Genomic DNA, 25588 nt, shown 5'->3' with positions numbered 1-25588 from the left:
AATTACTTCTCCAGCAGCGCCACCGCTTCCACATGCGGTGACCAAAGGAACTGGTCGATCGGCGTCACCGATCTGATGCGATAGCCGCCGTCCACCAGTATCCGCAGGTCGCGGGCGAGCGTGACCGGATTGCAGCTCACCGCGGCGATGGCCTTCACGCCGGAACGGGCGAGTTCCTTCACCTGTGCCTCGGCGCCGGCGCGCGGCGGATCGAAGACGACCGCGTCGTAGTTCTTCAGCTCCTGCGGGATCATCGGCCGTCGGAAAAGGTCCCGTTTCTCGATGGTGAGCGGTTTCAGGCCCTGCGTGTTGCGGGCGGCATGGTCGAGCGCCTTCAGCGGCTTCTCCTCGCCTTCGACGGCATGCACCTTGGCGGTCCGGGCCAATCTCAAGGCAAATGTGCCGGAGCCTGCGAAAAGATCGAGCACGCGCTTCGCCTTGCCCACATGGCCGAGCACGAGCGCGGCCATCGCGTCTTCCGCCGGTTTTGTCGCCTGGGTGAAGGCGCCCGGCGGCGGCGAGACCTTCACACCGCCGAAATCGATCAGCGGCTTCTGCGGCTCGATGACGATTTCGCCGTTGACCGAAACCCGCGCGATGCCCCTGAGGCCGAGCACGATTTCGGTCACCGCACGCCGCTGCCTGTCGGTAAGCGGCTTCAGCCCGTCGGCGGCGAGGTCGAGGCCGGAGAGTGTTTCGAGCACCGTGATGCGGAAGATATCGGAGCCGGTCGCCAGCGCCTGGCCGACTGCCCGGATGGCATCGAGCCGCGCCATGATGCCGGGTGCTGCGATCGGACATTCATCGATCGAGACGATGTGGTTGGTTTCGGCGCGGTTGAAGCCGAGCAGGAAATCCTTCTCCGTCCTGCGGGCCGAGAAGACTGTCCGCCGCCGCTCGCCCGGATGTGCGGCGGCGAGTTCGCCGACCTCCGGCGTCAGACCCCTGGATTTCAGCGCCTCAACGACCAGTTCGCGCTTGAAGGCGCGGTAGGGCGTATCCGCCAGATGCTGCAGCGAACAGCCGCCGCAGGCGTCCCGGTCCGGATCGAAATGCCGGCAGTGCGGCACCGCACGGTCCGGCGAAGTCTCGGCGATCGAGATCAGCGTGCCGTGATTGCCGTTGCGGGCGATCGCCACCATCTCTCCCGGCAGCGCATGCGGCACGTAGACCGGCCCCTTCTCGCCCTCGGCAATGCCGTGGCCCTGCGCGCCGAGCCGCGCGATCTTGACTGTTTCTGTGCTCATTCTGGCTTTCGTCCTGCGAGCAGGAATTCCCGGTTGCCGTCGCCGCCGGAGATGGGTGAGGGGATGAGGCCGAAACTCGTCCAGCCCATGTCTTCGGTCAGCCAGCGTTCCAGTTCCGCCGCGACCTGCGGCGCGCTTTCCGGCTCACGCAGGAGCCCGCCCTTGCCGATCGCATCGCGCCCGGCCTCGAACTGCGGCTTGACGAGAAGCACGCATATGGCGCCGGGCACGGCAAGGTTCAATGCCGGCGGCAGCGCCAGCTTCAGCGAGATGAACGAGACGTCCGAGACGACGAAATCGATCGCCCGGCCCTCGAGGTCCGCCTCGGTGAGGTTGCGGGCGTTCAGCCCCTCGATATCCGTCACGCGCGGGTCGGCGGCGATCCGCGCATGCATCTGACCGTGTCCCACGTCGATCGCGGTGACATGCGCCGCGCCGCGTTGAAGCAGGACTTCGGTGAAGCCGCCGGTGGAAGCGCCCACGTCGAGACAGGTTCTGCCGGCCGGATCGAGGTCGAAATGGTCGAGCGCCGCGACAAGCTTCAGCGCAGCGCGGGAGACATAGGCCTTGGCCGGATCGTCGATCGCAATTGCAGCGTCCGGAGAAACCACCTGGCCCGGCTTCGTCACCACCTGGCCGTTCACCGTCACGGTGCCGCGCGAAATCGCATCGCGCGCCCGCGATCGGCTTTCGAACAGGTCGAGCGATATGAGAAGCTGGTCGAGGCGTTGGTTTTCAGCGGATTTGGCCATGCGGCCAGTCAATGCCTGCCGGCGGGCCGATGCGCAAGTATCTCATGGAATGAAAACTCGCGTCGCCGTTCAATCAAATTTTAATCATGTTGGGATTCTCTCGGCTGCGGAGGAGCCTGCAATCCTTTGACCGAGAGTGGAAGCCGTCATGGCGCTCAAAAATCTTTCCCTGAACAAGAAACTCATCATCACTTTCGCGGCTTTGATGTCGGTTTGCCTCCTGGCATCGGCCGGCGTCTACTGGCAGGCGCTGAAGTCGAGCCGGGCTTCGGCCCAGCAGACCGTTTCGCAAGCCATCATGATGCAGGTGGACAACGCGCTGGAAGCCATGCTGGAGCAGGCCGTCAACCAGCGCGGCTTCCTGCTCTTCAAGAGCGACAGCACCTATAACGACGTGTTCGCCAATCGCGACAGGATGATCGCCGCGATCGATGCCGCCAAGCGGGCCGCGGCCGGCATGCCGGACCTGATCGCCTCGCTCGACGCCATGCGCGCCGCGGCCGACGTCTTCCATACCCAGCTCACGGTGCCGCAGCTCGAGGCCCGCAAGAACACCGACAGGCCGATCGACGAAGTCATCGAAATCGGCCGCAACCAGGCGAGGGGCCAGCTCGACGGGTTCCGCGAGGCAGCCGCAAAGATCAAGAAGCAGGCGTTCGATCTGACGACCGGCCTGCAGGATACGCAGGCGAACGCCCATCGTGACCTGCTGCTCACGCTGCTCGTCGGCGGCGGCGTCGCGGGTCTGATCGCCGTAGCGCTCGTTCTCGCCCTCTCTCGCGCCATCGTCACTCCGATCGTCGGCATGACGGAAGCCATGGCCGCGCTCGCCGGCGGAAACCACGACATCAAGGTTCCGGCGCTCGACCGCACGGATGAAGTGGGCCGCATGGCCAAGGCCGTCGCGGTCTTCAAGGATGCGGCGATCGAAAAGCAGCTCCTTGCCCGCGATGCGGAGGCGTTGCGCGAAAACAGCGAGCGCGAACGTCTCGCCAACGATGCGCAGAAGGCGCGCGAGGCTGCGGAGATCGAATTCGCGATCGACTCGCTTGCCACCGGCCTTGCAAGCCTCGCCAATGGCGATGTCGCCTATCGTCTCGAGAAGCCGTTCGCGGGTCGTCTCGACCGGCTGCGGACCGACTTCAACCAGGCGCTCGGCAAGCTGCAGTCGGCACTCCAGGCGGTCGGCGAGAATGCCTCCGCCATCAGCGCCGGCGCCGGTGAGATTCGCGCCGCTGCCGACGACCTCGGCCGCCGCACCGAGCAGCAGGCCGCCGCCGTCGAGGAGACCGCCGCAGCGCTCGAAGAGGTGACGACGACGGTAAAGGAATCCGCCCGCCGTGCCGAAGATGTCGGCCAGCGCGTCGAGCGCACCCGCATCGGCGCGGAGAAGTCGGGCGATGTGGTCCGCCGCGCCGTCTCCGCCATGGAGCAGATCGCGAAATCCTCCGGCGAGATCATCAACATCATCAGCGTCATCGACGATATCGCCTTCCAGACCAACCTTCTGGCGCTCAACGCAGGCGTCGAGGCGGCCCGTGCGGGCGATGCCGGCAAGGGCTTTGCGGTCGTCGCCCAGGAGGTGCGCGAGCTTGCCCAGCGCTCCGCCAATGCGGCGAAGGAGATCAAGGCGCTCATCACCACCTCCAGCCAGCAGGTAGATGCAGGCGTGGCGCTGGTCGGCGAGACCGGTCAGGCGCTGGAAGCGATCGTCGGCGAGGTGCAGCAGATCAACGAGCACCTGAACGCGATCGTGATCTCCACGCGCGAGCAGTCGACCGGCCTGCAGGAGATCAATTCCTCGGTCAACAACATGGACCAGAACACACAGCAGAACGCGGCCATGGTCGAGGAGCAGACGGCGGCCAGCCACAAGCTCGCTCAGGAGGCCCAGGCGCTCGATGCCCTGCTGAGACAGTTCAACTTCGGCGGTTCCACGGCGTTCCGTATGTCCGGCCCCGTCGTCGTGCCGGCGGAAGCCCGCCCCGCCGCGTCGCCCGTCAATACGCTGCGCTCCACCGTCGCCCGCGCCTTCTCGGGCAAGACCGCGACGACCGCGGCCACCAAGGAAGAATGGTCGGAATTCTGATCCGCCGGATGGTTTGTGACATATAGGAAGGCAGGCCGGAGATTGTCCGGCCTGCCTTCTCTGTTTTCGCAATTCGGTCTATTTTGCCGGCCGTAATAGACTGGAGGTAAGATATGCGCTGGATACTGATCGCAGGCGGACTGCTCTCTGCGGCATCGCCGACATTCGCCCCGGCATTCGCAAATGACACCACTGCGGAACTGACCACCGGCGGCCTCAGCTACCTACAGACTTCCGATGTGACGATGGAGCAGGAAAACCTCTATATTTCCCGCAAGGAGGTTCTGGTCGATTATGTCTTCAGGAACACCGGAACTTCGGATTTCGAGAGCATCATCGCCTTTCCGATGCCGGACGTCACGGGCGGCTCGCAGAGCGATATCGCCTATGGAGACCCGGAAAGCGATAATTTCCTCGGCTTTTCGGTCGTCCAGGACGGCAAGCAGATCACGCCGGAATTGCAGCAGCGCGCCATTGCGATAGGCGTGGACAGGACCGACGAACTCGTCGCCCATAAGGTCCCGCTTCTCCCCTATAGCGACAAAACGTATGAAGCTCTGAAATCGCTGCCGCAAGACGTTAAGACACGATGGATCGCCGAAGGCCTCGTCTATGTGGACCGCTACGATGCGGGAAAGGGCTGGCAGGAGGATTTGCGGCCGACCTGGACGCTCCGCTCGGTCTATTGGTGGAAGACGATGTTTCCGGCCGGCAAGCCGGTACGCGTCAGCCACCGGTATGCACCGAGCGTCGGCGGCACCGTCGCCATGTCCTTCATCGACCAGGGCAAGCCGAGCACGGGTTACAAGGATTATGTCGAACGCTACTGCATAGACGACGCCTTCATGAAGACGGCGGCCAAGCTCGAGGCGGCGGCCGGCAAATCCGGCCCGAACTACATGGAGCAGTGGGTCTCCTATATCTTGACCACGGGCACGAATTGGGGCGGCCCGATCGGCAAGTTCAAGCTCACGATCGACAAGGGTCGGCCGCAGGATTACGTCAGCTTCTGCGGCAATGGGATCAGGAAGGTCGGTCCGACGACCTTCGAGATGACGGCGGAGGATTTTTACCCGGAAAAGGATCTCCACATCCTGTTCCTCACAGCAGCGGACCAATAGGCTCCACGACTGTTGAAGCGGTGTGATCTCTTCGCGACTTGCCGAAGAGCGAATTGAGGAGGATGATCCCGGACGAGATTTCCGGGAAGCCAGTCATGCGTCGTCCTGCCGATCGCTATGATCCATTCGCGATCATCCTCCACTGGCTGATCGCAGGTCTTATCCTTGGCCTCATGGTGCTCGGCTTCGCGATGACCAGGCCATCCATCGACCCCGTTCTGCAATTTTCGCTCTTCCAGTGGCATAAATCCTTTGGGATGCTGGCGCTGCTCTTCGCTATCGTCAGGTTCGCCCATTCCCTGATCCGTGTCCGGGTGACGCCGGTCGCGGGCATGAGCCGGCTTGAGCATCTCGCGGCAAAGGGCATGCACCACGTGCTTCTGGCATTGGCAGTTGCGGTTCCCCTGGCCGGCTGGATGGTCGCTTCGGTCTCGCCGCTGGAGATTCCGACCTTCGCCTTCAACCTCGCCGTCATTCCGCATCTGCCGGTGCCGAAGTCGGATGCGGCGGAAGCCTGGTGGACGACGGCCCATGCGGTGCTTGCCTATTCCACCCTGGCGCTGGTGTTCCTGCATTCCGGCGCGGCGCTCTACCACCATTACCGCAGGCATGACGACACGCTGATCCGCATGGTCGGCGGCCGGCGTCGTCAGATCAAAACGTCCGCCACGGAGTCGCGATCATGACCCACAAGACAACTCTCATCGCGGCGCTGCTTGTCGCCGCATCGTTTCCAGAGACAAGCCGATCCGACATTGAGGTGCCGAGCCTGTCCGAGGTCGCAGGACGTTATGCCATCACGCCGGGTTCGCGCATCGCCTTCACCGTCGATCAGGTGGGCGGCGGCGGCATCAAGGGCAAGTTCGGAAAGTTTTCCGGCACCTTCAATCTGAAGGCCGGCGATCTTCCCCATTCCATGGTGAATTTCGAGCTGAAGCCCGGAAGCGTCAGCACCGGCCAGGCACGCATCGATGCGTTCCTGCGGTCAGGTGCGGTCTTCGACACCGACCACTTCGACACGATTTCCTTCCGCTCGAACCGTGTGGAGCAGACGGGACCCGACAGCGCCCGTATCACCGGCACCCTGACGGCCAAGGGACGCAGCATGTCCGAGAGCTTCGACGTGAAGCTGACGGGCTGGAGCGGCCGCAAGATCGCCTTCAACGTCAGCGGCAGGATCTTCCGCTCGCGTTACGCGATGGATGTCGGCACGCCGATCTACTCCAATGTCGTGCAGTTCGACATGATGATCGAGGGGCTGCGCAGTTAGAGCGTTTCCTTGTTAGATTGAAGCATTCTGTTGGCTCAAACGGAGTCGGATGGTCGACCGGCTGGCGCAGGTCGTAGCCCAGCCCTACGGCCGAGCCAGCCGGTTGATCAGGCGGCCCGTTTCAGCCAACCCGCAGGGCCGGGCATCTTTCCGCCGGGATCAAAGGCGATCGGCTCGGACGTACCAGGGGGTATGCCCTTCGCCAATCGCCTTTGCCCCATCGAAAACCTGCTCCGGCAGAATGCTTCAATCCAACAAGGAAACGCTCTAGTCTCAGCCGGCTGCCCCGACGCCGATGCGCGGCTGGCCGAGCGTTTTGAAGACGGTCGAGACGATGCCGGCGCGGTCGAGGCCTGCCTTGGCATACATGGCATCCGGATTGGCCTGTTCCATCCAGATATCCGGCAGCACGAGGGAGCGGATCTTCAGCCCGTTGTCGAGCAGGCCTTCCATGGCGAGGAACTGCAGCACATGACTGCCGAAGCCGCCGACGGAACCCTCTTCGACGGTGATCAGCACTTCGTGGTGATGGGCAAGCTGGCGGATCAGGTCACGGTCGAGCGGCTTGGCGAAACGGGCATCCGCAACGGTGGTGGAAAGCCCGGCGGCATCCAGGTCTTCCGCCGCCAGCAGACATTCCTTGAGGCGCGTGCCGAAGGAAAGCAGCGCCACCTTTGAACCCTGCTTCACCAGGCGGCCCTTGCCGATTTCGAGGATCTGGCCGCGCTCCGGCAGCTCGACGCCGACGCCTTCGCCGCGCGGATAACGGAAGGAGATCGGCCCTTCGCCATAAGCCGCCGCCGTGCGCACCATATGCTTCAGCTCCGCCTCGTCGGCGGCCGCCATCACCACCATGCCCGGAAGGGTGGCGAGGAAAGTCGTGTCGAAGGAACCCGCATGGGTCGGACCGTCGGCACCGACGAAACCGGCGCGGTCGATCGGGAACCGGACGGGAAGCCCCTGGATCGCCACGTCGTGGACGACCTGGTCGTAGCCGCGCTGCAGGAAGGTCGAATAGAGGGCGCAGAAGGGCTTGTAGCCTTCCGCGGCAAGCCCCGCGGCGAAGGTCACCGCATGCTGCTCGGCGATGCCGACATCGAAGGTGCGGGCAGGGAAGGCTTCGGCAAGCTTGTCGATGCCCGTGCCGTTCGGCATGGCGGCGGTGATGCCGACGATCTTCTCGTCGAGAGCCGCTTCCTGCACCAGCGCCTCGCCGAACACGCTCGTATAGGAGGGCGCATTCGGCTTCGATTTCGCCTGCGCCCCGGTGATGACATCGAACCTGTTGACGCCGTGATACTTGTCGGCGGCAGCCTCCGCCGGCGGATAACCCTTGCCTTTCTGGGTGACCACGTGGATCAGCACCGGACCGCGGGCGTTGTCGCGCACGTTGCGCAGCACCGGCAGGAGATGGTCGAAGGAATGCCCGTCGATCGGGCCGATATGGTAGAAGCCCATTTCCTCGAACATGGTGCCGCCGGTGACGTAGCCGCGGGCATGTTCGACGGCGCGGGTGATCGCCTTGTCGATGCCGTGGCCGAGATAGGCCGTCAGCTTCTTGCCGAGCTCGCGGAAGCCCATATAGGTGCGGCCGGAGGCGAGCCGCGCCAGATAGGCGCTCATGGCGCCGGTCGGCGGCGCGATCGACATGTCGTTGTCGTTCAGGATGACGATCAGCCGCGCATCGAGGGCGCCGGCATTGTTGAGCGCCTCGTAGGCCATCCCGGCCGACATCGCGCCGTCGCCGATCACCGCCAGCACATTGCGCTTGGAGCCGGAAAGGTCCGCCGCCACCGCCATGCCGAGGCCGGCGGAGATCGAGGTGGAGGAATGCGCCGCGCCGAACGGATCGTATTGGCTTTCCGCCCTCCGGGTGAAGCCGGAAAGGCCGCCCTCCTGGCGCAGCGTCCGGATACGGTCGCGCCGCCCCGTCAGGATCTTGTGCGGATAGCACTGGTGGCCGACATCGAAGATCAGCCGGTCGTCCGGCGTGTTGAACACCTTGTGGATGGCGATCGTCAGTTCCACGACGCCCAGGCCCGCGCCGAGATGCCCGCCGGTGCGCGATACCGCGTCGATCATCTCGTCGCGCACTTCCCGCGCAAGCCGCGGAAGGTCGCGGTCATCGATCTCACGAAGGTCGGCGGGGAGCTTGACCGTGTCGAGCAACGGCGTAGCGGGCATTGAGGTCACGGATGGCAGCCTTTGTCTCATCTTGTCTGGAAGTCTGTCCTTCCACAAGATGAGAAGAAAACAGGCTTTTTCAAGTTGTCCGGTGGCAGGTTTCTAATCGATTTTAGCCTGCGGGCAAAGGGACAAACTCTTCCTCGTCGCCCGGCACGATGTCGAAACGGCCGGTGCGCCATTCTTCCTTCGCCTTTTCGATCCGTTCTTTCGAAGAGGAAACGAAGTTCCACCAGATGTAGCGCTTGGAATTCAGGGCCGCGCCCCCGAAGAGCATGAGATGACAGCCCGAAGGACCGGCCTCCAGCGTGATCGGATCGCCCGGCCGGAAGACGAGAAGCTGGTCGGCCGCAAAACGGTCGCCGGCCACGATGAGCTCGCCCGAAAGGATATAGATCGCCCGTTCCTCGTGATCGGCAGCGAAGGGAAAGCGACGGCCTGCATCGAGGCGGAGATCGACATAGAGCGTGTCGGTGAAAGTCGTGACCGGCGAGGCGAGGCCCTCGAAAGCACCGATCACCACCCGGCCCTTGGCGCCGTCCGCGTCGATCGCCGGCATCGCCTCCTTGCCCGTATGCGCGAAGGCCGGATCGATTTCTTCCCGGTCGTCCGGCAGCGCCAGCCATGTCTGCAGTCCGGAGACGGATTGCGGATGGCCGCGCAGGTTCTCCGGCGTGCGTTCCGAATGCACGATGCCGCGGCCGGCGGTCATCAGGTTGATGTCGCCCGGCCGGATGACGAGTTCGGTGCCGAGGCTGTCGCGGTGTTTGATCTCGCCGTCGAAGAGATAGGTGACGGTGGAAAGCCCGATATGCGGATGCGGCTTGACGTCCAGCGCTTCGCCGGCGCGCAGAAGCGCCGGTCCCATCCGGTCGAAGAAGATGAAGGGACCGACAAGCCGCCGCTGCCGCGTCGGCAGCGCCCGCCGCACGGCAAACCCGCCGATATCGCTGGTGCGCGGAATGATCAGGTTTTCGATCGCATCACATGCGAAGGCATCGCCTGCGACGGGGTCTTTTCCGGGAAAGAAGGACATGGGTCAGGCCTCAGATGTGTTGCGATTGGCGAGAGCACTCCCGATGTCGCTGACGAGAGGCGGCAGGTTGATGGTGATTACGTCCCAAATATTGACCGTTTCGATCTGATCGTATTCGTGCCTCAGGATATTCCCTATGTCTCGAATGCCTCTCCAGTTATGTGCCGGAAACATCTCTTCTGCGAAAGCTCCCAGCTTTACGGCAGCCTCTGAGATGCGCGACAGGCACCGTTCGCAGGCATCTCTCGTCTTGATCCGACAGGTAGTCGGCCAACTCCATGCCTCGAGTATATTCGAGCACGGCAAGTGCATTTTCGAGGATGTCCTCAACGCGAACCCATGGGCGGCTAGAAGGCAAGCTGTCTGTCCCGTGTAATTTCCCGTGCCAGCCTTGGCTTTTGGACCGGCTCGGAAACGATGTCGACCGACTTGCCGACGATGGTCTCCAGCTTTTCTTTCAAATCGGCGAGGGAACTGAAATAATCGAGCCCGCGGCCCGTCACATCCAGGTCCAGTCGTACCACCACGTCGACATCCGACATATCGGTTGCTTCGCCCCGTGCAACCGAACCGAACAGCGAAAGCGTCTGCACGCCCGCGGCGCGCAACTCGTCTTCGTGCTCCCTCAGCTTGGCTATGACCTGATCCTTGTCCATGCCATTAATATAGGGGAATGTCGGGTTCTGGTCGAGAGCAGCGTATTGACGCCTATGGCGCCGGATGCCATAATTATATCCATGAAAGCCGATCTTGTCACTCGCGAACGCATTGTTTTCGGTGATGGCGCGATCATGGAGATCAGGATATGGCGAGTGCCGAACAAGGTGCCGCCGTCGCAGCATTTCCTGAAATATTCGCTCTTCTACGGCCGGCCCGGCGAGCGGTCGGTAGGGTATGACAACGAACGCGGCAAGGGCGATCACCGGCATTATGGCAGCCGGGAAGAGAGCTACCAATTCGTCTCGATCGAACGGCTGCTGACGGATTTCAGGCAGGATGTCGAAGCGATAAGAGGAGAAAAGATATGAGCAGAGACATAGAGCTGCATATCGGCGGCTCCTTCGGTGACATTGCAAAGCGAGTCTCGGATGCCTGGCATCGGGCGGAAAAAGGGGAGGCGGTCTCGGAGGAACATCTGACCTTCGTCACCTGGGACGCCTTTTCCAGCACGATGACCGGCAAACGGCTGGAATTGCTGCGTTATCTGCACAAGCATCCGCAGGCGAGCGTCGCGGCTCTGGCTCGGGCTCTTGGCAGGGATTACCGGCGGGTCCATGAGGATGTCGAAATTCTTGGACGTGCCGGGCTTATCAAGCAGGATGAAACCGGATTGCATGCCGGCTACGATGAAATCCGTACGGTGATCTCCCTCTAAGGCTCTGGACACCGGCTCAGCACCACCGCGTTTCCCGCCTTCGCTCCCAGCTCGATGCAACCGCCGTTATGACAGAGCCGCCACGCGCTCGGCGTCATGCCGGAGGCTGCGAGAGACACGCGCTCCTGCGGCGGCAGCGACGGATGCCATACCCACCAGCCATCGCGCAGCACGGCGTCCGGCCCAGGTTCCATCCCGGCGCCGGAGCCCTTGACGGCGGCCTCGCGTATTTCGAGGCCTGCCGGCGTGACCGCCCAGGTCTCGCGCCATTCGGTCTTCTGCACCGAATGGGTCCAGGAAAGCGAAAAGAGCGAGACGGCGAGCGCCGTGATCTTGCCGCCTGCGAGGATGCAGAGGCTCACCGGCCGCCGCTCAGGTCAGCGCCGGCGCAGCCGGCGCGTTGCGGTTCCGCCACCAGTGCTGCGCCACGACGATGATGCCGAGCGCCCAGCCGAGCTCGTCGGTCCAGGGCAGGGCCAGCACGAGGCTCGCGCCGGCGACGAAGGCGAGCAGCCGCTCCCAGAGCGCCATGCGGGCGAACAGGAAGCCGACGACCGCCGTGCCCCAGAGCGCGATGCCGAAGCAGGCCTTGAGGAAGAGATAGATCACCTCGACGGGATAGCCCCAGGCGGCGGAAATGGCGCCCGGATCCTGCAGCATCAGCGCCGGCGTGTAGACGGCCATGAAGGGCACGACGAAACCCGATGTCGCAAGCTTCGTCGCCTCCACCGAAATCTTGAGCCCCGACGTCTTGGCCATCGGCGCGGCGGCGAAGCAGGCGAGCGCCACCGGCGGCGTCAGGTCGGCCATGATCCCGAAATAGAAGACGAACATGTGGCTGACGATCAGCGGCACGCCGAGCTCCAGCAGCGCCGGGCCGGCGAGCGAGGAGGTTATGATGTAGTTCGGGATCGTCGGAATGCCCATGCCGAGGATCAGGCAGGTGATCATCGTCAGCACCAGCGACAGGAAGAGATTATGCTCGCCGATCCGGATGATGGCGCCGACGAAGGTGGAGGCGATGCCGGTCAATGTCAGCGTGCCGATGACGATGCCGACGATGGCGCAGGCGATCCCGACGGGCAGGGCGTTCTTGGCGCCCTCCGCCATGGCGTCGCGGCAGATGGCGAGCGTCTCGCGGCCGCCCTTCACGAAGATGCAGCCGGCGATCAGCGCCAGGATGACGATCGCCAGGAAGTTGACCCCGTAGCGCAGGAAGGATGCTGCGGCGAGGCCGAGCACGACCCAGAAGACGAGGCGGAAGGCGAGCGGCCCGATGCTTGCGGCAAGCGGCATGCCGAGGACCAGAACCGCGACGAGCGCGAGCCCCATCGTGCCTGCGAAGATCGGCGTGTAGCCGGCGAAGAGGAGATAGACGAGGGCCGCGAGCGGCAGGATGAGCGGCCAATGTTCCTTCACGGCCGCCCAGGGGTTCGGCAGCTCGGTCTTGCTCATGCCTTTCAGCCCGGCCTTGCCGGCTTCGAGGAAGACCATCCAGAAGCAGGCGCCGAAATAGAGAATGGCCGGAATGACGGCGGCCTTGACGATCTCGGCATAGGAGACGTTGAGCGTCTCGGCCATGATGAAGGCGACTGCACCCATGACCGGCGGCATGATCTGCCCGCCCATCGAGGAGGTCGCTTCGACGCCGCCGGCGAATGCCGAGCGGAAGCCGAAGCGCTTCATCAGCGGAATGGTGAACTGCCCGGAGGCGACGACATTCGCGACGCCCGAGCCGGAGATCGTGCCCATCAGCGCCGAGGACATGACGCAGACCTGCGCCGGCCCGCCGCGCCAAGTGCCGACGAGACCCAGCGCGAAATCGTTGAAGAGCGCCAGCATGCCGGCCCGTTCCAGAAAAGCGGCGAAGACGACGAAGATGAAGATATAGGCGGCCGAGACATAGATCGGCGTTCCGTAGATGCCTTCGGTGCCGAAGCCGAAATGCTCGACGATGAGCTCGAAATCGTAGCCGCGATGGATGAAGGGGCCGGGTGCATATTGCCCGAGGAAACAGTAGGCGAGAAAGATCGCCGCGATGATCGTCAGCGGCAGGCCCATCAATCGTCGTGCGCCCTCGAAGACGAGGGCGATCATCACCGTGGCAACCGTCAGGTCCAGCGTCGTGTGGAAGCCGCTGCGCAGGATGAGGTCCTGATAGAAGACCCAGTTATAGACGCCGGTGAGGAAGCCGAGGATGCCGAGCGCCCAGAACCAGAGCTTTCCTGCGGTGGTCTTGGCGACGAGATTGCCGAACAATGCAAAGCCGAGAAGCAGCAGGAAGCCGACATGCATGGCGCGCACGATCTGGCTCGCGAGCGTTCCATAGGCGGCGGTCCAGAGCTGGAAGAGGGTGAAGGCGAAGGCGATCCAGAAGGCGATGCGCCCGGTAATGCCTTCACCGAATCCTGCCGGCAGGCCCTCGATCGCTTCTTCGGCCGAATGCGGGGTCATCGGGTGGTGCATTGCGGATTCTGACATTTTTGCTCCGGAGATCGCTCTGGACTTTTGGAAATGCCCCCTCTGGCCTGCCGGCCATCTCCCCCACAAGGGGGGAGAAGACCCGCAGTAGGGTCCTGCCTTACATGCAGCATTGCGGCAAGGTTAAGCCCCTCCCCCTTGTGGGGAGGGGTTGGGGAGGGGGCTTGCAGAAAGCGCGCACGCGCTCACTTCATCAAACCGGCTTCCTTGTAATAGCGCTCGGCGCCCGGATGCAGCGGCACCGGCATGCCGTCCAGCGCTTTTTTCGGGTCGATCGCCTTTGCTGCCGCATGGGCTGCTGCAAGTTTCGGCAGGCTTTCGAAGAGCAGCTTGGTCATCTGATAGACCGTCTCGTCGGAAACCTCCGAATGGGTGATGAGAAAATTGCCGACGGCGGCGGTTTCCACATCCGCGGTCTGGCCTTCATAGGTCCCGGCCGGAATGACGACGGAAATATAGGGCGCGCCGATCTTCTCGACTTCGGCCTTCGGGATCGCCACGACGTTGATCTTCAGCGATGTGGCGAGGTCGCGGATTGAAGCGACGCCGAGGCCGGCCGATTGCAGCGTGGCGTCGAGCTGGCGGTTCTTGATGAGTTCGACGGATTCCGCGAACGGCAGGTATTCCGTCTTGCCGAGATCCTTGTAGGACATGCCGGCGGCGGCGAAGATGGCGCGCGCGTTGAGTTCGGTGCCGGAGGCCGGCGCCCCGACCGACAGGCTCTTGCCCTTGAGATCGGCCAGCGTCTTCACGCCGGAATCGGCGCTCGCGACGACCTGGATGTAGTTCGGATAGATGGCGGCAATGCCGCGCAGCTTGTCCAGCTTCGCGGGAAATCCCGCCTCCTTGTTGCCTTTCCAGGCTTCCTGGACGGAATCGCCGAGCGAGAAGGCGATCTCGCCGCGGCCGGCCTGAAGAAGGTTCAGGTTCTCGACCGATGCCTTGGTGGCCTGCACCTGCGTGCGGGCATCCTTGATCCCCTGGCCGTAGATTTCCGAAAGCGCGACGCCGAGCGGATAGTAGACGCCGGACGTACCGCCGGTCAGCACGTTGATGAATTCCGCGGCCTTCGCGCCGGTCATGGAAAACGCCGTCGAAACGGCAAGCGTCGCGGCGAACATGAGATTGATTTTGCTGGATTTCGCGCCAAGCATCACGATTGTCTCCTCCCAAAGCAACCATTCGGATGACGGCTATCATGGGGAGGCGGTCACGGTGCGTCAATCGCTTTGTGACGTGATCGTGGCGATGGTCGTACGACTTTGGTTTTAGACGCCGGATGCGCGCAAGGGTTACTCTCCGTCGAGCGGCTCGACGCCCTGCGGTTTGCCGGCGCGGTCGAGACGGATCTTCTCGATGCGGTTCTCGGCGGCGGTGAGCAGCTTTTCGCAATGCTTCTTCAGCGCTTCGCCGCGCTCGTAGATGGCGATGGATTCGTCGAGCGCCACGTCGCCACGTTCGAGCCGCGCGACGATGCTTTCGAGTTCCGCGACCGCCTTCTCGAAGGAATAGCCGCTCACATCGCCCGTCGACCCAAGAGTCTCGGTGTTCTCGGTCATTCCTTATCCTCTCATCAGTCTCATGATGTGCATGCCGGCCGATTCGGCCAGACCTTCCAGATCATAGCCGCCCTCGAGCAGGCTGACGACCCGGTTGCCGGCATATTTGCCGGCAATCTCCATTACCCGTCCCGTCGCCCAGTCGAAGTCGTTGCCGACGAGATTGATCTGCGCCAGCGGGTCGCGGTGATGGGCGTCGAAACCTGCCGAAATGATGATGAAATCCGGCCGGAAGTTTTCGAGCGCCGGTAGAACGCGGCTCTTGAAGGCTTCGCGAAAATGCTCGCTGCCGGTATCGGGGGAAAGCGGCGCGTTGACGACGTTGTTCTTCGTGCCGGTCTCGTCCTTGGCGCCGGTGCCGGGGTAGAGCGGCATCTGATGGGTCGAACAGAACAGCACGGAGGGATCGTCCCAGAAAATGTCCTGGGTGCCGTTGCCGTGGTGTACGTCCCAATCGACGATCGCGACGCGCTCCATGCCGTATCTCCGTTGGGCATGGCGGGCGGCGATCGCGGCGTTGTTGAACAGGCAGAAGCCCATCACCTTGTCTTTTTCGGCGTGATGGCCGGGTGGCCGGGCGGCGACGAAGGCATTGTCCACCTTGCCGGTGACGACGTCGTCGACGGCTGCCATCGCCCCACCGATGCCGGTGAGCGCCGCCTGCAGGCTCTTCGGCCCCACATAGGTGTCGGCCTCGATCTGCCGGATCCTGTCTTCTTCCTCCGGGATTTCCCGGATGACGGCGCGAAGATGCTCTTCCGGGTGGGCGAGCAGGACTGCATCCTCATTCGCCCGGGGCGCGTCTTTCCGGTCGAGCTTTTCGAAATTCGGGTGCTGGAGCGCGATATTGAGCGACCGCAGACGGTCGGCTCTTTCGGGATGCCCTTCCGGGGTCTGATGCTCGAGGAAGATCGCGTGTTCGTAAAGGCGCGTGGTCATGAAGGCGGCCTCGTGAAGTGTGAGCCCCGGGGCGGACATCTCCGACATGGCGCAGATGCCGTACTTTTTCAAGCCGAATCCCCTTGCTCCTCCGCTTGTTTGGATCGAAGGATTGGTCTTACATGGGGATATTCAACCTAGAGGGTGTGGTGGCTAAAGACGCAGTCAAATCGCAGGAGTTCCGCGTACCGTTCCGCGACGTGGACATGCATGGGGAAATGTCGCGGTCGGCCTATGTCGTCCGGGCGGAGGAGGCGGTCACGGAGTTCTGGCGCCGCCGCAAGCCCCAGAAGGGGGATCCGTTCTTCACCATCGGCAAGATCACCTGCACCTTCCATACGGCGCTGAGGCTCGGCGATCTCGTGCATATGCATGTCGGCGTCAGCAAGATCGGCGGAAAGTCCGCCGGCTTCCTGGTGCATATGCTGCGCGATGGCGAAGCGGCGGCGGAAGCCGAGATCGTCTGGACGGCGCACGATCCTGTGAGCCGGGAGCCAGTCGCGCTGCCCGAAGACCTGCGCGACTGGTTCTATCAGTATCTGGATTGAGCCTTTTGCGGTCAGGCCCGCTGCGGCAGCAGCGGATAGCCGATCATGACCGCGCGGCCGGCGAAAGCCGCGATCAGGGCTTTCAGCACGTCGCCCGGAATGAAGGCGAGATCGCCCATGAACGCGGTCATGAGGCCGGTGCCCGTACCCCAGGCGAGATAGGCCACGCCGAGCGCGTGGTCCACCACGACGCCGCCCGCGAGCGCGGCCAGGAAGAAGCCGGCGATCTGGACGATGCTGCTCTGCGAGCGGTCCACGAAGCGTTCCGAAAGATAGCCGGTAACGTAGGCTGCGAAGAGCCAGCCGACCAGATAGCCTGCGGTCGGCGAGACGAAGGTGGCAAGCCCGCCGCGTCCGCCGGACAGCACCGGCAGGCCGATCGCGACGAGCAACAGGACGAGAAGCACGGCAAAGCCGCCGCGCTTTGCTCCCAGGATGACGCCAGCCAGCATGACGCCCAGCGATTGCGCGGTGATCGGCACGGGAATGAAGCCGAGCATGATCGGCGGCACCAGGCCGAGCGCCACGATGATGGCGGCAAACAGGGCGGCCAGAACGAGATCCCGGGTGGACATAATGCAGGATTCCTTAATGCTGACAATGAATCACTTTTGCGCCCGAATGCCCCTGGCGTCAATGGCGGCGGCAATCTCGTCGGCGTTTCGCAACGTCAGGATGATCAAGGGAACCGCGAGCGTCAATGGCCGGGGCTTCAACCCTCGCGCGTGGTGGGCGTCCCGGATGGCCTGGTAGCGGGTCAGGACTTCCGGCACGAAGCGCACCACGAGGCCGATCGAAAGTCCGAGGTCAGCGGCTCGAACGAGGCCGATGCGTTCCAGCGGCCGGGCCGCCAAAGTTATTTCGTCGATGAAATCGCCGGTGCTCGTGGTGGCCGTCACGGCTGCCGCCAGAAGCGCCAGCGCCGTCAGCCGCAGCAGGACGACGAGTGCCTGGCCGGCACCGTTCAGGGCAAGCGTGAAGATGGCGACGATCGCGATCGTCAGCAGGATCGGCCGCAGCCGCAGCAGGGATTGGCGCCATCCGAGCCGGAGAGAGGCATAGATGCATCCGCCGCAGACGGCGGCGGCGGCGAGAAAGAGAGGCGAATCGATCAGGAAGAGAAGGAAACTCGAAAGCGCCAGCGCCACGAGCTTCACCCTTGGCGAGAGCCGGTGCAGAAAAGTATCGCCCTCGACATAGAGCGTCTTCATGCCGCGATTTCCCGGTATCGGGCGATGACCTCTTGCGGAACGCCGTCGGCGGCTAGCCGCCCTTCGTGGAACAGGAGCACCCGGTCGAAATCCGCGACCAGCGAAAGATCGTGGCTGATGACGATGACATTCTCGCCGAGACCGCGGATCGTCCGCTCGACGAGATCGCGGTTTTTCAGGTCGAGCTGGTTGGTCGGCTCGTCCATGATCAGGATGTTCGGCTCGGTGACGAGCACGGAAGCGAGTGCCGCAAGCTGCAGCTCGCCGCCGGAGAGCTCGTGCGCCCGCCTGTCGGCAAGATGGGCGATGCCGAACCGGGAAAGCACGGCTTCGACTGCCGCCTCCGTCTCCTGCTTCGAAAGCTTCCGGCCCTTGAAGCCCAATGCGATGTCTTCCTTCAGGATCGGCAGGATGATCTGGTTCTGCGGGTTCTGGAAGATGAAGCCGGCCTCGGCGCGCACTTTGTCGCCGTCCTTCGCCGTATCGAAGCCGTTGACCGTGACGCGGCCGGCGGCAGGCACGACGAGGCCGTTGATCATCCGCGCGAATGTCGTCTTGCCGGAGCCGTTGAGGCCGATCACGCCGATCCGGCGCTCACCGAGCGAAAGCGTCAGCGGATGAAGTACGGTGCGCCCCTCGAAACGCGCTTCGGCCTGTTCGAAACGGATGTCCAAACCTGTCCCTCGATGTCTGGAGTGCTCTATAGACCGGAAGACGGGTGAGGGGAATTCGGAACCAAACATGAACATTGAATCCGCCGCGATGGCATTCTACTCTTCCATGCATGGCGATTCTCATTCCGAACGATCAGGCGCGAAAAATCTTCCTCGAACGGCAGCGGCTTTCCGATCCGCCCGGCCGGGCGCTCACCAAGGCCGGTCTCCTGCAACTGATCGACGATCTCGGCTTCGTTCAGGTGGACAGTATCGCGACCGTGGAGCGCGCTCACCACATGATCCTGTTCTCGCGCCACCAGACCTACAAGCGGGAGCATCTGAACGCGCTTCTGGAAAAGGACCGCGAGCTTTTCGAACACTGGACGCATGACGCGTCGATCATTCCGGCGCGTCTTTTCCGCTATTGGAAACACCGCTTCCGCCGCCGCGAGCCGATCATCGCCGAACGCTGGAAGAAATGGCACGGCGAAGGCTTCGACGCCGCCTTCGAGGAGACGTTCCGGCACATAGCGGAGAACGGTGCGATCATGTCGCGCGACATGAAGGTGGAGGACCACAAGTCCGGCGGCTGGTGGAACTGGCATCCGAACAAGACGGCGCTCGAATATTACTGGCACACCGGCAGGCTCGCGATCGCCGGCCGCGTCAACTTCCAGAAGATCTACGACCTGATGGAGCGGGTCATCCCGCCGCGCCACCACGAGCCGGAGGTGAGCCACGAGGAATTCGTCGACTGGGCCTGCCGCAGCGCGCTGAAAAGGCTCGGCTTCGCGACCTCGGGCGAGATCGCCGCCTTCTGGGATCTCGTCACGCCGCAGGAGGCGAAGGACTGGGTGACCGATCATCGCGACGAGCTCATCGAAGTGCTGATCGGCTCCGCCAACGGCGGCAAGCCCCGCCCGTCATTCGCCTTTGTGGGCTTTCCGGAAAACCTCGGCGACATCCCGGAGCCGCCCGCCCGCGTGCGGGTACTGAGCCCCTTCGATCCGCTTCTGCGCAATCGCGATCGCGCGGAACGGCTCTTCGACTTCTTCTACCGCATCGAGGTTTTCGTGCCGGAGCCGAAGCGGCAGTACGGCTACTACGTGTTCCCGCTCCTCGAAGGCGACCGCATGATCGGCCGCATCGATATGAAGGCCGATCGCAAGGCGGATGCGCTGGACGTCAAGCGGCTGTGGCTGGAAAAAGGCGTGCGCCCTTCCGCCGGGCGCCTGGAGAAGCTGGAAGCGGAACTGCTCCGCGTCGCGCGTTTCGCCGGCGTGGACAAGATTACGTATCAAGAGGGATGGCGGGGCGAATAAGCAAGGCTGAAAAAGGCACTGCCCCGCCGCATATGCTGCCGCACCCCCCTCTGCCTTGCCGGGCATCTCCCCTACAAGGGGGGAGATCGGATAGTAGCCAACTCTCACCCTCAACACAGGTTCGAGACTGCAGGAACTAGGCCCGACATCGTTAATGGTGGGGGAAGCCCGTGCGTCTTGCCGATCTCCCCCCTTGTGGGGGAGATGCCTGGCAGGGCAGAGGGGGGTATCGAGGCGGCTTCAGGGCAACCAGAAAATCTACCGCTGCCACCTCAAAAACACCGTCGCCAGCGGCGGCAGCACGAGCGACACGGAAAACGCCTTGCCATGCGCCGGCTGATTTTCCGTCCAGGCTTCGGATTGGCCGAGATTGGACCCGCCGTAGATTTCCGCATCGGTGTTGAGCACCACCTCCCAGCGGCCTTCCGCCGGCACGCCGATGCGATAGCCGTACCGGGGCACCGGCGTCATGTTCGAGACGATCAGAAGCCAGGACGACCGGTCCGCGGATGTGCGCAGCATGCCGTAGACGGAGTTCGCCGCATCGTCCGCGACCACCCATTCGAAACCTTCCGGATGAAGATCGCCGAACTGCAGCGCCGGTTCCGCGCGGTAAAGGCTGTTCAGGTCGCCGATCAGCCGCTGCACGCCCGCATGACCCGGCTGGTCGAGCAGGTCCCAGTGGACTGAGCCGTCATGGCTCCACTCGGCACCCTGCGCGATCTCGCCGCCCATGAAGAGCAGCTTCTTGCCGGGATGCCCCCACATGAAGCCGTAATAGGCGCGCAGATTGGCGAGCTTCTGCCAATGGTCCCCGGGCATCTTGCCGAAAAGGGAGCCTTTGCCGTGCACCACCTCGTCATGGGAGAGCGGCAGCATGAAACGTTCGGTATAGGCATAGATCATGCCGAAGGTCATCGCGTGATGGTGGTACTTCCGGTAGACGGGGTCGTCCTGCATGTAATGCAGCGTGTCGTGCATCCAGCCCATGTTCCATTTGAAATCGAAGCCGAGGCCGCCGTCTTCCGGCTTTTTCGTCACGTTCGGCCAGGCGGTCGATTCCTCCGCTGCGGTGAAGGCATGCGGGCAGCGCGTGTGGATGATGCTGTTCAGATGCTTGAAGAATTCCACCGCTTCGAGGTTCTCGCGCCCGCCATACCGGTTGGGAATCCATTCGCCCTCGTTGCGGCTGTAGTCGCGGTAGAGCATCGAGGCGACGGCATCGACGCGCAGGCCGTCCACGTGGAAATGCTCCAGCCATTCCAGCGCCGAGGCGATCAGGAAGCCCTTCACCTCGTTGCGGCCGAGATTGTAGATCAGCGTGTTCCAGTCCTTGTGGAAGCCCTCGCGGGGGTCCTCGTGCTCGTAGAGGGCCGTGCCGTCGAAGCGGGCCAGCCCCCAGACGTCGGTCGGGAAATGCGCAGGCACCCAGTCGAGGATCACGCCGAGGCCGGCCTGATGGCAGCGGTCGACGAAATAGGCGAAATCCTCCGGCGTGCCGTAGCGGCCGGTCGGCGCGAAAAGGCCGAGCGGCTGATAGCCCCAGGAGCCGCCGAAGGGGTGTTCCATGATCGGCAGCATCTCGATATGGGTGAAGCCGAGGTTCTGCGCATAGGGGATGAGCCTCTGGCTGAGCTCCACCCAGTCGAGCGAACGGTTGCCTTCCTCGCTGATCCGAAGCCAGGAGCCGAGATGGACTTCGTAGACGGAGACCGCGCCTTCGCCGGATCGGTTGGCGCGCTGCTTGCGCATCCAGTCCTCGTCGCTCCAGCGGAAGGGTTTCGAGGAGGCGACGATCGAGGCGGTGGAGGGCGCCGCTTCGCTGGCGCGCGCCACCGGATCGGCCTTTTGCGGCAGAAGATTGCCGTTCCCGTCGAGAAGCTCGAACTTGTAGCGCTCGCCGTGGGTGAGGCGGGGGATGAACAGTTCCCAGACGCCCGCCTGCGGCCTGAGCCGCATCGGGTGGCGGCGCCCGTCCCAGGAATTGAAGTCGCCGACGACCGAAACGCGTCGGGCATTCGGCGCCCAGACGGCAAACCGCACGCCCTCCACGCCCTCGACCTCCATCGGGATCGCGCCGAGCGTTCGGCCGAGATCGTAATGGGTGCCCTGGCCGATCAGGTGCAGATCGAGATCGCCGAGCAGCGTGGAGAAGGAATAGGGGTCTTCCATCTCCTGGGTCGCGTCCGGCCAGCCGATGCGGAAGAGGTAAGGAGCGGTACCGCCCCCTGACTTGCCGATCACGCCGGCGAAGAGCCCGCCCTCGTGAATGGTTTCGAGCTCAGCCAGCACCTTGTTGCTATCGGCCTCGACCACCTCGACCGAAAGCGCTCCCGGCAGCAGCGCTCTTACCACGATGAGCTCGCCGTATTGATGTCGCCCGAGGATCGAGAAGGGATCGCCGTGCCGCCCTTCCACCAGGGCCTGAAGGCCCTCGCGGACCGTGCCGATCATCAGGTCCGTGCGCTCGTATCTCATCAGGCGGTCTCCAGAAGTCTTGATGCGATCGCCGAAAGGCCGGCAAGCGGAAGCGGCAGCCAGTGGGGCCGGCTGCGCGCTTCGTAGACGATCTCGTAGGCAGCCTTTTCGAGAAGGAAGAAATCGAGGATGCGGTCGCGGGCCTCGTTCGAAATCCGCAATTCGTCCGAATTCTCGGTGGCGTCGAAATAGGCCTGCAGGAAGGCGGGTTCCGCCATCTCCATGAAGCGGCCGACCAGCGCGTTGTGACCGGCATCGTCCACCTCGCTTACCACCTCTCGGTCGAGATCGGCCGAGGCGGCGAGATAGCTGAGCGACCTGAGGAGGCCAGCCACGTCCCGCAGCGGATTGGTCTTGGCGCGGCGTTCGGCGAGGTCGCGGGCCGGCTCGCCCTCGAAGTCGATGATATAGGCGTCACCCTCCGCGACCAGGACCTGGCCGAGATGGAAATCGCCGTGATTGCGCGTCATCAACGCTCCCTTGAGCGCTTTCGAAAGATGCGCCGCGAGACGGATGAGGACGTCCTGGCGCGCGAGCAGCTCTTTTGCCTCGCGCGCCGGCTCGGGGTCGAGGCCGTCGATGGCGCCGGCAAGCATCGAGAAGCTTTCGGACATCTGTGCGGTGACCGCCCCGCCCCATTTCCTGGCGTCCTCCGCGGTGGCCCAGACGGGGTTGAAAGCCTCGTCGTCGGTGGGCCGGGCAAGCGCCACATGCAGCTCGCCGAGCCGCTTGCCGATGGTGGCGGCAAGGTCGACGAGCGGCTTGAAATGTTCGTCCGCCGCCTCGCCGTCGGTTCCGGTCACGGTCACCTCGTCGATCGAGCGGCGCAGGTTGCCGAGCATCCAGTTCCAGGCGTCGCCCTGGTTGCGGATCGCGCCCTGCACGATGATCAGCGTATAGCGGCTGCCGTCTGGCGCGATGCGGGCCACCTCGCCGAGGAGCTGCGCCGTATTCTTGTATCCGACATTCGTGAGGTAGCGGGTCATCTCCACTTCCGGGTGCATGCCGGGAAAGACGTGGCGGATGAGCTTCACCATCGCCATGTCGCCCATGATCAGCGAGCTGTTGGATTGTTCGGCCGACAGCCAGCGAACCGGCATGTCGTCGTTGACCCCCAGGCAATCGAGCTGGTCGGTGCCGAGAAATTCAAGCGTGCCTGCGCGGCCGGAAATGACGGAGCGCTCGCAAAGCCCCCGGATGACGCTGCGCGCCAGCCCCTCCATGGCGAAGCCGTCGGTCAGGAAGCCGACGCGGCGGCCCTGGCGGATGCGGGCGAGGGCGAGCTGCTGGGCAAGCGCGGTCGGCTGGCTGTCGTCCCAGGAGACGGCAAGTGGCAGCAGATACGTGTCCTTGCGGCTGTTCAGTTCCACCTCCAGCTCGCCGAGCAGCACGTTGTTGGCAAAGGCCATCGGCGTCGCGGCGACGAGCGAGGCGCGGCTCAAGGCCTCGTCCTTGGAGCCGAACCAGCGGCGCTTCCTGAGATACGGCGGCAGGATTTCGTTCGACAATGTACCGGCAAGACGGGGCTCGTCGATAAGCTCCTGCAGGTCGCGGCGCACGACCATGGTCACCATGTCCTGCATCTGCTCCGGCGGTTCCGTCCTCCAGTCCGGCCCGTCCGTATCGGCGGCAAGCTGGAACCAGAAGAAGCCGTAGGGCGGAAGGGTGAGCAGATAGGTGAGCTGGCCGATCGGTGGGAAGGGCGACATGCCGGTGAGCTCGATCGGCACCCGGCCGGAAAACTGCGCAAGGTCGAGCTCGACGGCCTGCGGCAGGCGCGAAAGGTTGGCGACGCAAAGGATCGTCTCGCCCTCGTGTTCACGCAGATAGGCGAGGATCTTCCGGTTGCCGGGTGAAAGAAACCTCAGCGAGCCGCGGCCGAAGGCGGCATGCCGGTTGCGCAGCGCCAGCATCCGCCGCATCCAGTTGAGCAGCGAATGGGCATCGGCGCTTTGTGCCTCGACGTTCACAGCTTCGTAGCCGTAAAGGGGGTCCATGACCGGCGGCAGTACGAGCCGTGCCGGGTCGGCTCTGGAAAAGCCGCCGTTGCGGTCCGGCGACCATTGCATCGGGGTCCTGACGCCGTCCCGGTCGCCGAGATAGATATTGTCGCCCATGCCGATTTCGTCGCCGTAATAGATGACCGGCGTGCCAGGCATGGAGAGAAGCAGCGCATTCATCAGCTCGACGCGGCGGCGGTCGCGTTCCATCAGCGGCGAGAGCCGCCGGCGGATGCCGAGATTGATGCGCGCACGGCGGTCGGCGGCATAGATGTTCCAGAGATAGTCGCGTTCCTCGTCGGTCACCATTTCGAGCGTCAGCTCGTCGTGGTTCCGGAGGAAGATCGCCCATTGGCAGTTCTCCGGGATTTCCGGCGTCTGCCGCATGATGTCGGTGATCGGAAAACGGTCTTCCTTGGCGATCGCCATGTACATGCGCGGCATCAGCGGGAAGTGGAACGCCATGTTGCATTCGTCGCCGTCGCCGAAATATTCGCGCGTGTCCTCCGGCCATTGGTTGGCCTCGGCGAGCAGCATCTTGCCGGGATGGGTGCTGTCGAGCGCGGCGCGGATCTTCTTCAGGATCTCGTGCGTCTCCGGCAGGTTCTCGTTGATCGTCCCCTCGCGCTCGACGAGATAGGGAATGGCGTCCAGCCGGAACCCGTCGATACCGGTCTCCAGCCAGAAGCGCATGACGCCGAGCAGTTCGTCGAGCACCAGCGGATTGTCGAAGTTGAGGTCCGGCTGGTGGGAATAGAAGCGGTGCCAGTAATAGGCGCCGGCGACCGGATCCCAGGTCCAGTTCGATTTTTCCGTGTCGAGGAAGATGATCCGGGTTTCCGGGAATTTCTGGTCCGTGTCCGACCAGACGTAGAAGTCGCGTTCGGGGGAGCCGGGCGGCGCGTGCCGCGCCCGCTGGAACCAGGGATGCTGGTCGGACGTGTGATTGATGACGAGCTCGATGATGACCCGAAGCCCCCGCTCGTGCGCCGCTGCGACAAACGCCTTGAACTCCTCGACGGTGCCGTAGTCGGAGCTCACGTTCGCGTAGTCGGCGATGTCGTAGCCGTCGTCGCGGCGCGGCGAGGGGAAGAAGGGGAGCAGCCAGATCGTATTGGCGCCGAGCGAGGCGATGTGATCGAGCTTCTCGTGCAGCCCTTTGAAGTCGCCGATGCCGTCGCCGTTGGCGTCGTAGAAGGATTTGATGTGGAGCTGGTAGATGACCGCGTCCTTGTACCATAGCGGATCGGTCTCGTGGGGCTGCGCCGGGTTGGGGGCCTGGCTGCGGTTGGTGCCTACCATGTCCATCCTGTTTTCCTC

24 protein-coding genes are annotated in these 25588 nt (G+C 63.7%); 8 read left to right on the top strand and 16 right to left on the bottom strand.

Annotation, left to right across the window (positions count from 1 at the left end; translation table 11 throughout):
- Nucleotides 1-2 precede the first annotated feature (2 nt).
- Nucleotides 3-1247, bottom strand: coding sequence for a class I SAM-dependent RNA methyltransferase (locus QTA58_RS03890; protein ID WP_289671790.1), 1245 nt, complete (start codon nucleotides 1245-1247; stop codon nucleotides 3-5).
- The gene (locus QTA58_RS03885; RefSeq protein ID WP_289671788.1) at nucleotides 1244-1999 is read right to left on the bottom strand and encodes a TlyA family RNA methyltransferase; all 756 of its coding nucleotides are present in this window, start codon (nucleotides 1997-1999) and stop codon (nucleotides 1244-1246) included. The genes QTA58_RS03890 and QTA58_RS03885 overlap by 4 nt, the downstream gene beginning before the upstream one ends.
- Nucleotides 2000-2147: 148 nt before the next feature.
- On the opposite strand from QTA58_RS03885, the gene QTA58_RS03880 reads away from it, so the two are divergent.
- From QTA58_RS03880 to QTA58_RS03865, 4 genes are all read left to right on the top strand, one after another.
- Entirely contained in the window at nucleotides 2148-4088 is a 1941-nt protein-coding gene (locus QTA58_RS03880; protein WP_289671787.1) for a methyl-accepting chemotaxis protein, read from the top strand.
- Between the two features lie 113 nt (nucleotides 4089-4201).
- Nucleotides 4202-5209 (top strand): DUF4424 domain-containing protein, encoded by a 1008-nt coding sequence (locus QTA58_RS03875; protein WP_289671786.1) that lies wholly within the window; start codon nucleotides 4202-4204, stop codon nucleotides 5207-5209.
- 95 nt (nucleotides 5210-5304) lie between these two features.
- On the top strand, nucleotides 5305-5895 hold the full coding sequence (locus QTA58_RS03870; RefSeq protein ID WP_289671785.1) for a cytochrome b: 591 nt from the start codon (nucleotides 5305-5307) through the stop codon (nucleotides 5893-5895).
- Entirely contained in the window at nucleotides 5892-6479 is a 588-nt protein-coding gene (locus QTA58_RS03865) for a YceI family protein (RefSeq protein ID WP_085422522.1), read from the top strand. Before QTA58_RS03870 ends, QTA58_RS03865 begins: the two co-directional genes overlap by 4 nt.
- 273 nt (nucleotides 6480-6752) lie before the next feature.
- Here the strand turns inward: QTA58_RS03865 and dxs are convergent, their stop codons facing one another.
- The 4 genes from dxs to QTA58_RS03845 all read right to left on the bottom strand — a co-directional run bounded on the left by dxs (nucleotide 6753) and on the right by QTA58_RS03845 (nucleotide 10355).
- On the bottom strand, nucleotides 6753-8672 hold the full coding sequence (gene dxs, locus QTA58_RS03860) for a 1-deoxy-D-xylulose-5-phosphate synthase (RefSeq protein WP_085423383.1): 1920 nt from the start codon (nucleotides 8670-8672) through the stop codon (nucleotides 6753-6755).
- Nucleotides 8673-8775: 103 nt separating this feature from the next.
- Nucleotides 8776-9699 (bottom strand): pirin family protein, encoded by a 924-nt coding sequence (locus tag QTA58_RS03855; protein WP_085422523.1) that lies wholly within the window; start codon nucleotides 9697-9699, stop codon nucleotides 8776-8778.
- 3 nt (nucleotides 9700-9702) lie between these two features.
- Nucleotides 9703-10011, bottom strand: a complete 309-nt coding sequence (locus tag QTA58_RS03850) for a HepT-like ribonuclease domain-containing protein (protein WP_289671784.1) — start codon at nucleotides 10009-10011, stop codon at nucleotides 9703-9705.
- Between the two features lie 35 nt (nucleotides 10012-10046).
- Nucleotides 10047-10355, bottom strand: coding sequence for a nucleotidyltransferase domain-containing protein (locus QTA58_RS03845; RefSeq protein WP_289671783.1), 309 nt, complete (start codon nucleotides 10353-10355; stop codon nucleotides 10047-10049).
- A gap of 81 nt (nucleotides 10356-10436) precedes the next feature.
- On the opposite strand from QTA58_RS03845, the gene QTA58_RS03840 reads away from it, so the two are divergent.
- Together QTA58_RS03840 and QTA58_RS03835 are read left to right on the top strand one after the other, a co-directional pair.
- Nucleotides 10437-10727, top strand: a complete 291-nt coding sequence (locus QTA58_RS03840; RefSeq protein WP_085423384.1) for a DUF6516 family protein — start codon at nucleotides 10437-10439, stop codon at nucleotides 10725-10727.
- Nucleotides 10724-11074, top strand: coding sequence for a hypothetical protein (locus tag QTA58_RS03835; protein WP_289671782.1), 351 nt, complete (start codon nucleotides 10724-10726; stop codon nucleotides 11072-11074). Before QTA58_RS03840 ends, QTA58_RS03835 begins: the two co-directional genes overlap by 4 nt.
- Here the strand turns inward: QTA58_RS03835 and QTA58_RS03830 are convergent.
- The 5 genes from QTA58_RS03830 to QTA58_RS03810 form a co-directional block, all read right to left on the bottom strand.
- The gene (locus tag QTA58_RS03830; protein WP_085422526.1) at nucleotides 11071-11436 is read right to left on the bottom strand and encodes a DUF1850 domain-containing protein; all 366 of its coding nucleotides are present in this window, start codon (nucleotides 11434-11436) and stop codon (nucleotides 11071-11073) included. The genes QTA58_RS03835 and QTA58_RS03830 overlap by 4 nt on opposite strands.
- 10 nt (nucleotides 11437-11446) lie before the next feature.
- Nucleotides 11447-13555, bottom strand: a complete 2109-nt coding sequence (locus QTA58_RS03825) for a TRAP transporter permease (RefSeq protein ID WP_289671780.1) — start codon at nucleotides 13553-13555, stop codon at nucleotides 11447-11449.
- 185 nt (nucleotides 13556-13740) lie between these two features.
- Entirely contained in the window at nucleotides 13741-14676 is a 936-nt protein-coding gene (locus QTA58_RS03820; RefSeq protein WP_234811223.1) for a TAXI family TRAP transporter solute-binding subunit, read from the bottom strand.
- A 171-nt stretch (nucleotides 14677-14847) separates the two neighbouring features.
- Nucleotides 14848-15114 (bottom strand): exodeoxyribonuclease VII small subunit, encoded by a 267-nt coding sequence (locus tag QTA58_RS03815; RefSeq protein ID WP_085422529.1) that lies wholly within the window; start codon nucleotides 15112-15114, stop codon nucleotides 14848-14850.
- 3 nt (nucleotides 15115-15117) lie between these two features.
- Nucleotides 15118-16053, bottom strand: a complete 936-nt coding sequence (locus QTA58_RS03810; RefSeq protein ID WP_085423385.1) for a histone deacetylase family protein — start codon at nucleotides 16051-16053, stop codon at nucleotides 15118-15120.
- Between the two features lie 149 nt (nucleotides 16054-16202).
- On the opposite strand from QTA58_RS03810, the gene QTA58_RS03805 reads away from it, so the two are divergent.
- Nucleotides 16203-16601: a thioesterase family protein gene (locus QTA58_RS03805; protein ID WP_289671779.1), complete on the top strand. Its 399-nt coding sequence runs from the start codon at nucleotides 16203-16205 to the stop codon at nucleotides 16599-16601.
- An 11-nt stretch (nucleotides 16602-16612) separates the two neighbouring features.
- Here QTA58_RS03805 and QTA58_RS03800 read toward each other — a convergent pair whose 3' ends face one another.
- From QTA58_RS03800 to QTA58_RS03790, 3 genes are read right to left on the bottom strand one after another with little or no spacing between them, the layout of a single operon-like run.
- Nucleotides 16613-17176, bottom strand: a complete 564-nt coding sequence (locus QTA58_RS03800) for a biotin transporter BioY (protein ID WP_085422531.1) — start codon at nucleotides 17174-17176, stop codon at nucleotides 16613-16615.
- A 30-nt stretch (nucleotides 17177-17206) separates the two neighbouring features.
- Nucleotides 17207-17812, bottom strand: a complete 606-nt coding sequence (locus QTA58_RS03795) for a CbiQ family ECF transporter T component (protein ID WP_289671778.1) — start codon at nucleotides 17810-17812, stop codon at nucleotides 17207-17209.
- Nucleotides 17809-18486 (bottom strand): energy-coupling factor ABC transporter ATP-binding protein, encoded by a 678-nt coding sequence (locus QTA58_RS03790; RefSeq protein WP_289671777.1) that lies wholly within the window; start codon nucleotides 18484-18486, stop codon nucleotides 17809-17811. The genes QTA58_RS03795 and QTA58_RS03790 overlap by 4 nt, the downstream gene beginning before the upstream one ends.
- Nucleotides 18487-18596: 110 nt before the next feature.
- Between QTA58_RS03790 and QTA58_RS03785 the strand changes: the two genes are divergently transcribed.
- Complete coding sequence (locus QTA58_RS03785) at nucleotides 18597-19790, top strand: winged helix-turn-helix domain-containing protein (RefSeq protein ID WP_289671776.1); 1194 nt, start codon at nucleotides 18597-18599, stop codon at nucleotides 19788-19790.
- 258 nt (nucleotides 19791-20048) lie between these two features.
- On the opposite strand, the gene glgB is transcribed toward QTA58_RS03785, so the two are convergent.
- Complete coding sequence (gene glgB / locus QTA58_RS03780) at nucleotides 20049-22268, bottom strand: 1,4-alpha-glucan branching protein GlgB (RefSeq protein ID WP_289671775.1); 2220 nt, start codon at nucleotides 22266-22268, stop codon at nucleotides 20049-20051.
- Complete coding sequence (treS, locus tag QTA58_RS03775; protein WP_143531667.1) at nucleotides 22268-25570, bottom strand: maltose alpha-D-glucosyltransferase; 3303 nt, start codon at nucleotides 25568-25570, stop codon at nucleotides 22268-22270. Before treS ends, glgB begins: the two co-directional genes overlap by 1 nt.
- Nucleotides 25571-25588 lie beyond the last annotated feature (18 nt).

The sequence above is a fragment of the Neorhizobium sp. CSC1952 genome (assembly GCF_030378245.1).
GTDB classification, from domain to species: Bacteria; Pseudomonadota; Alphaproteobacteria; order Rhizobiales; family Rhizobiaceae; genus Neorhizobium; species Neorhizobium oryzae_A.
Note: the sequence above shows the minus strand (reverse complement) of the source record. Positions and strands in the feature narration are given on the sequence as shown.

What these genes read in the sequence shown, in the direction of transcription:
- QTA58_RS03890 (WP_289671790.1), bottom strand. Translation starts at nt 1,247, where the DNA reads ATGAGCACAGAAACAGTCAAGATCGCGCGGCTCGGCGCGCAGGGCCAC.
- QTA58_RS03885 (WP_289671788.1), bottom strand. Translation starts at nt 1,999, where the DNA reads ATGGCCAAATCCGCTGAAAACCAACGCCTCGACCAGCTTCTCATATCG.
- QTA58_RS03880 (WP_289671787.1), top strand. Translation starts at nt 2,148, where the DNA reads ATGGCGCTCAAAAATCTTTCCCTGAACAAGAAACTCATCATCACTTTC.
- QTA58_RS03875 (WP_289671786.1), top strand. Translation starts at nt 4,202, where the DNA reads ATGCGCTGGATACTGATCGCAGGCGGACTGCTCTCTGCGGCATCGCCG.
- QTA58_RS03870 (WP_289671785.1), top strand. Translation starts at nt 5,305, where the DNA reads ATGCGTCGTCCTGCCGATCGCTATGATCCATTCGCGATCATCCTCCAC.
- QTA58_RS03865 (WP_085422522.1), top strand. Translation starts at nt 5,892, where the DNA reads ATGACCCACAAGACAACTCTCATCGCGGCGCTGCTTGTCGCCGCATCG.
- QTA58_RS03855 (WP_085422523.1), bottom strand. Translation starts at nt 9,699, where the DNA reads ATGTCCTTCTTTCCCGGAAAAGACCCCGTCGCAGGCGATGCCTTCGCA.
- QTA58_RS03850 (WP_289671784.1), bottom strand. Translation starts at nt 10,011, where the DNA reads ATGCACTTGCCGTGCTCGAATATACTCGAGGCATGGAGTTGGCCGACT.
- QTA58_RS03845 (WP_289671783.1), bottom strand. Translation starts at nt 10,355, where the DNA reads ATGGACAAGGATCAGGTCATAGCCAAGCTGAGGGAGCACGAAGACGAG.
- QTA58_RS03840 (WP_085423384.1), top strand. Translation starts at nt 10,437, where the DNA reads ATGAAAGCCGATCTTGTCACTCGCGAACGCATTGTTTTCGGTGATGGC.
- QTA58_RS03835 (WP_289671782.1), top strand. Translation starts at nt 10,724, where the DNA reads ATGAGCAGAGACATAGAGCTGCATATCGGCGGCTCCTTCGGTGACATT.
- QTA58_RS03825 (WP_289671780.1), bottom strand. Translation starts at nt 13,555, where the DNA reads ATGTCAGAATCCGCAATGCACCACCCGATGACCCCGCATTCGGCCGAA.
- QTA58_RS03820 (WP_234811223.1), bottom strand. Translation starts at nt 14,676, where the DNA reads ATGTTCGCCGCGACGCTTGCCGTTTCGACGGCGTTTTCCATGACCGGC.
- QTA58_RS03815 (WP_085422529.1), bottom strand. Translation starts at nt 15,114, where the DNA reads ATGACCGAGAACACCGAGACTCTTGGGTCGACGGGCGATGTGAGCGGC.
- QTA58_RS03810 (WP_085423385.1), bottom strand. Translation starts at nt 16,053, where the DNA reads ATGACCACGCGCCTTTACGAACACGCGATCTTCCTCGAGCATCAGACC.
- QTA58_RS03800 (WP_085422531.1), bottom strand. Translation starts at nt 17,176, where the DNA reads ATGTCCACCCGGGATCTCGTTCTGGCCGCCCTGTTTGCCGCCATCATC.
- QTA58_RS03795 (WP_289671778.1), bottom strand. Translation starts at nt 17,812, where the DNA reads ATGAAGACGCTCTATGTCGAGGGCGATACTTTTCTGCACCGGCTCTCG.
- QTA58_RS03785 (WP_289671776.1), top strand. Translation starts at nt 18,597, where the DNA reads ATGGCGATTCTCATTCCGAACGATCAGGCGCGAAAAATCTTCCTCGAA.
- glgB (WP_289671775.1), bottom strand. Translation starts at nt 22,268, where the DNA reads ATGAGATACGAGCGCACGGACCTGATGATCGGCACGGTCCGCGAGGGC.
- treS (WP_143531667.1), bottom strand. Translation starts at nt 25,570, where the DNA reads ATGGTAGGCACCAACCGCAGCCAGGCCCCCAACCCGGCGCAGCCCCAC.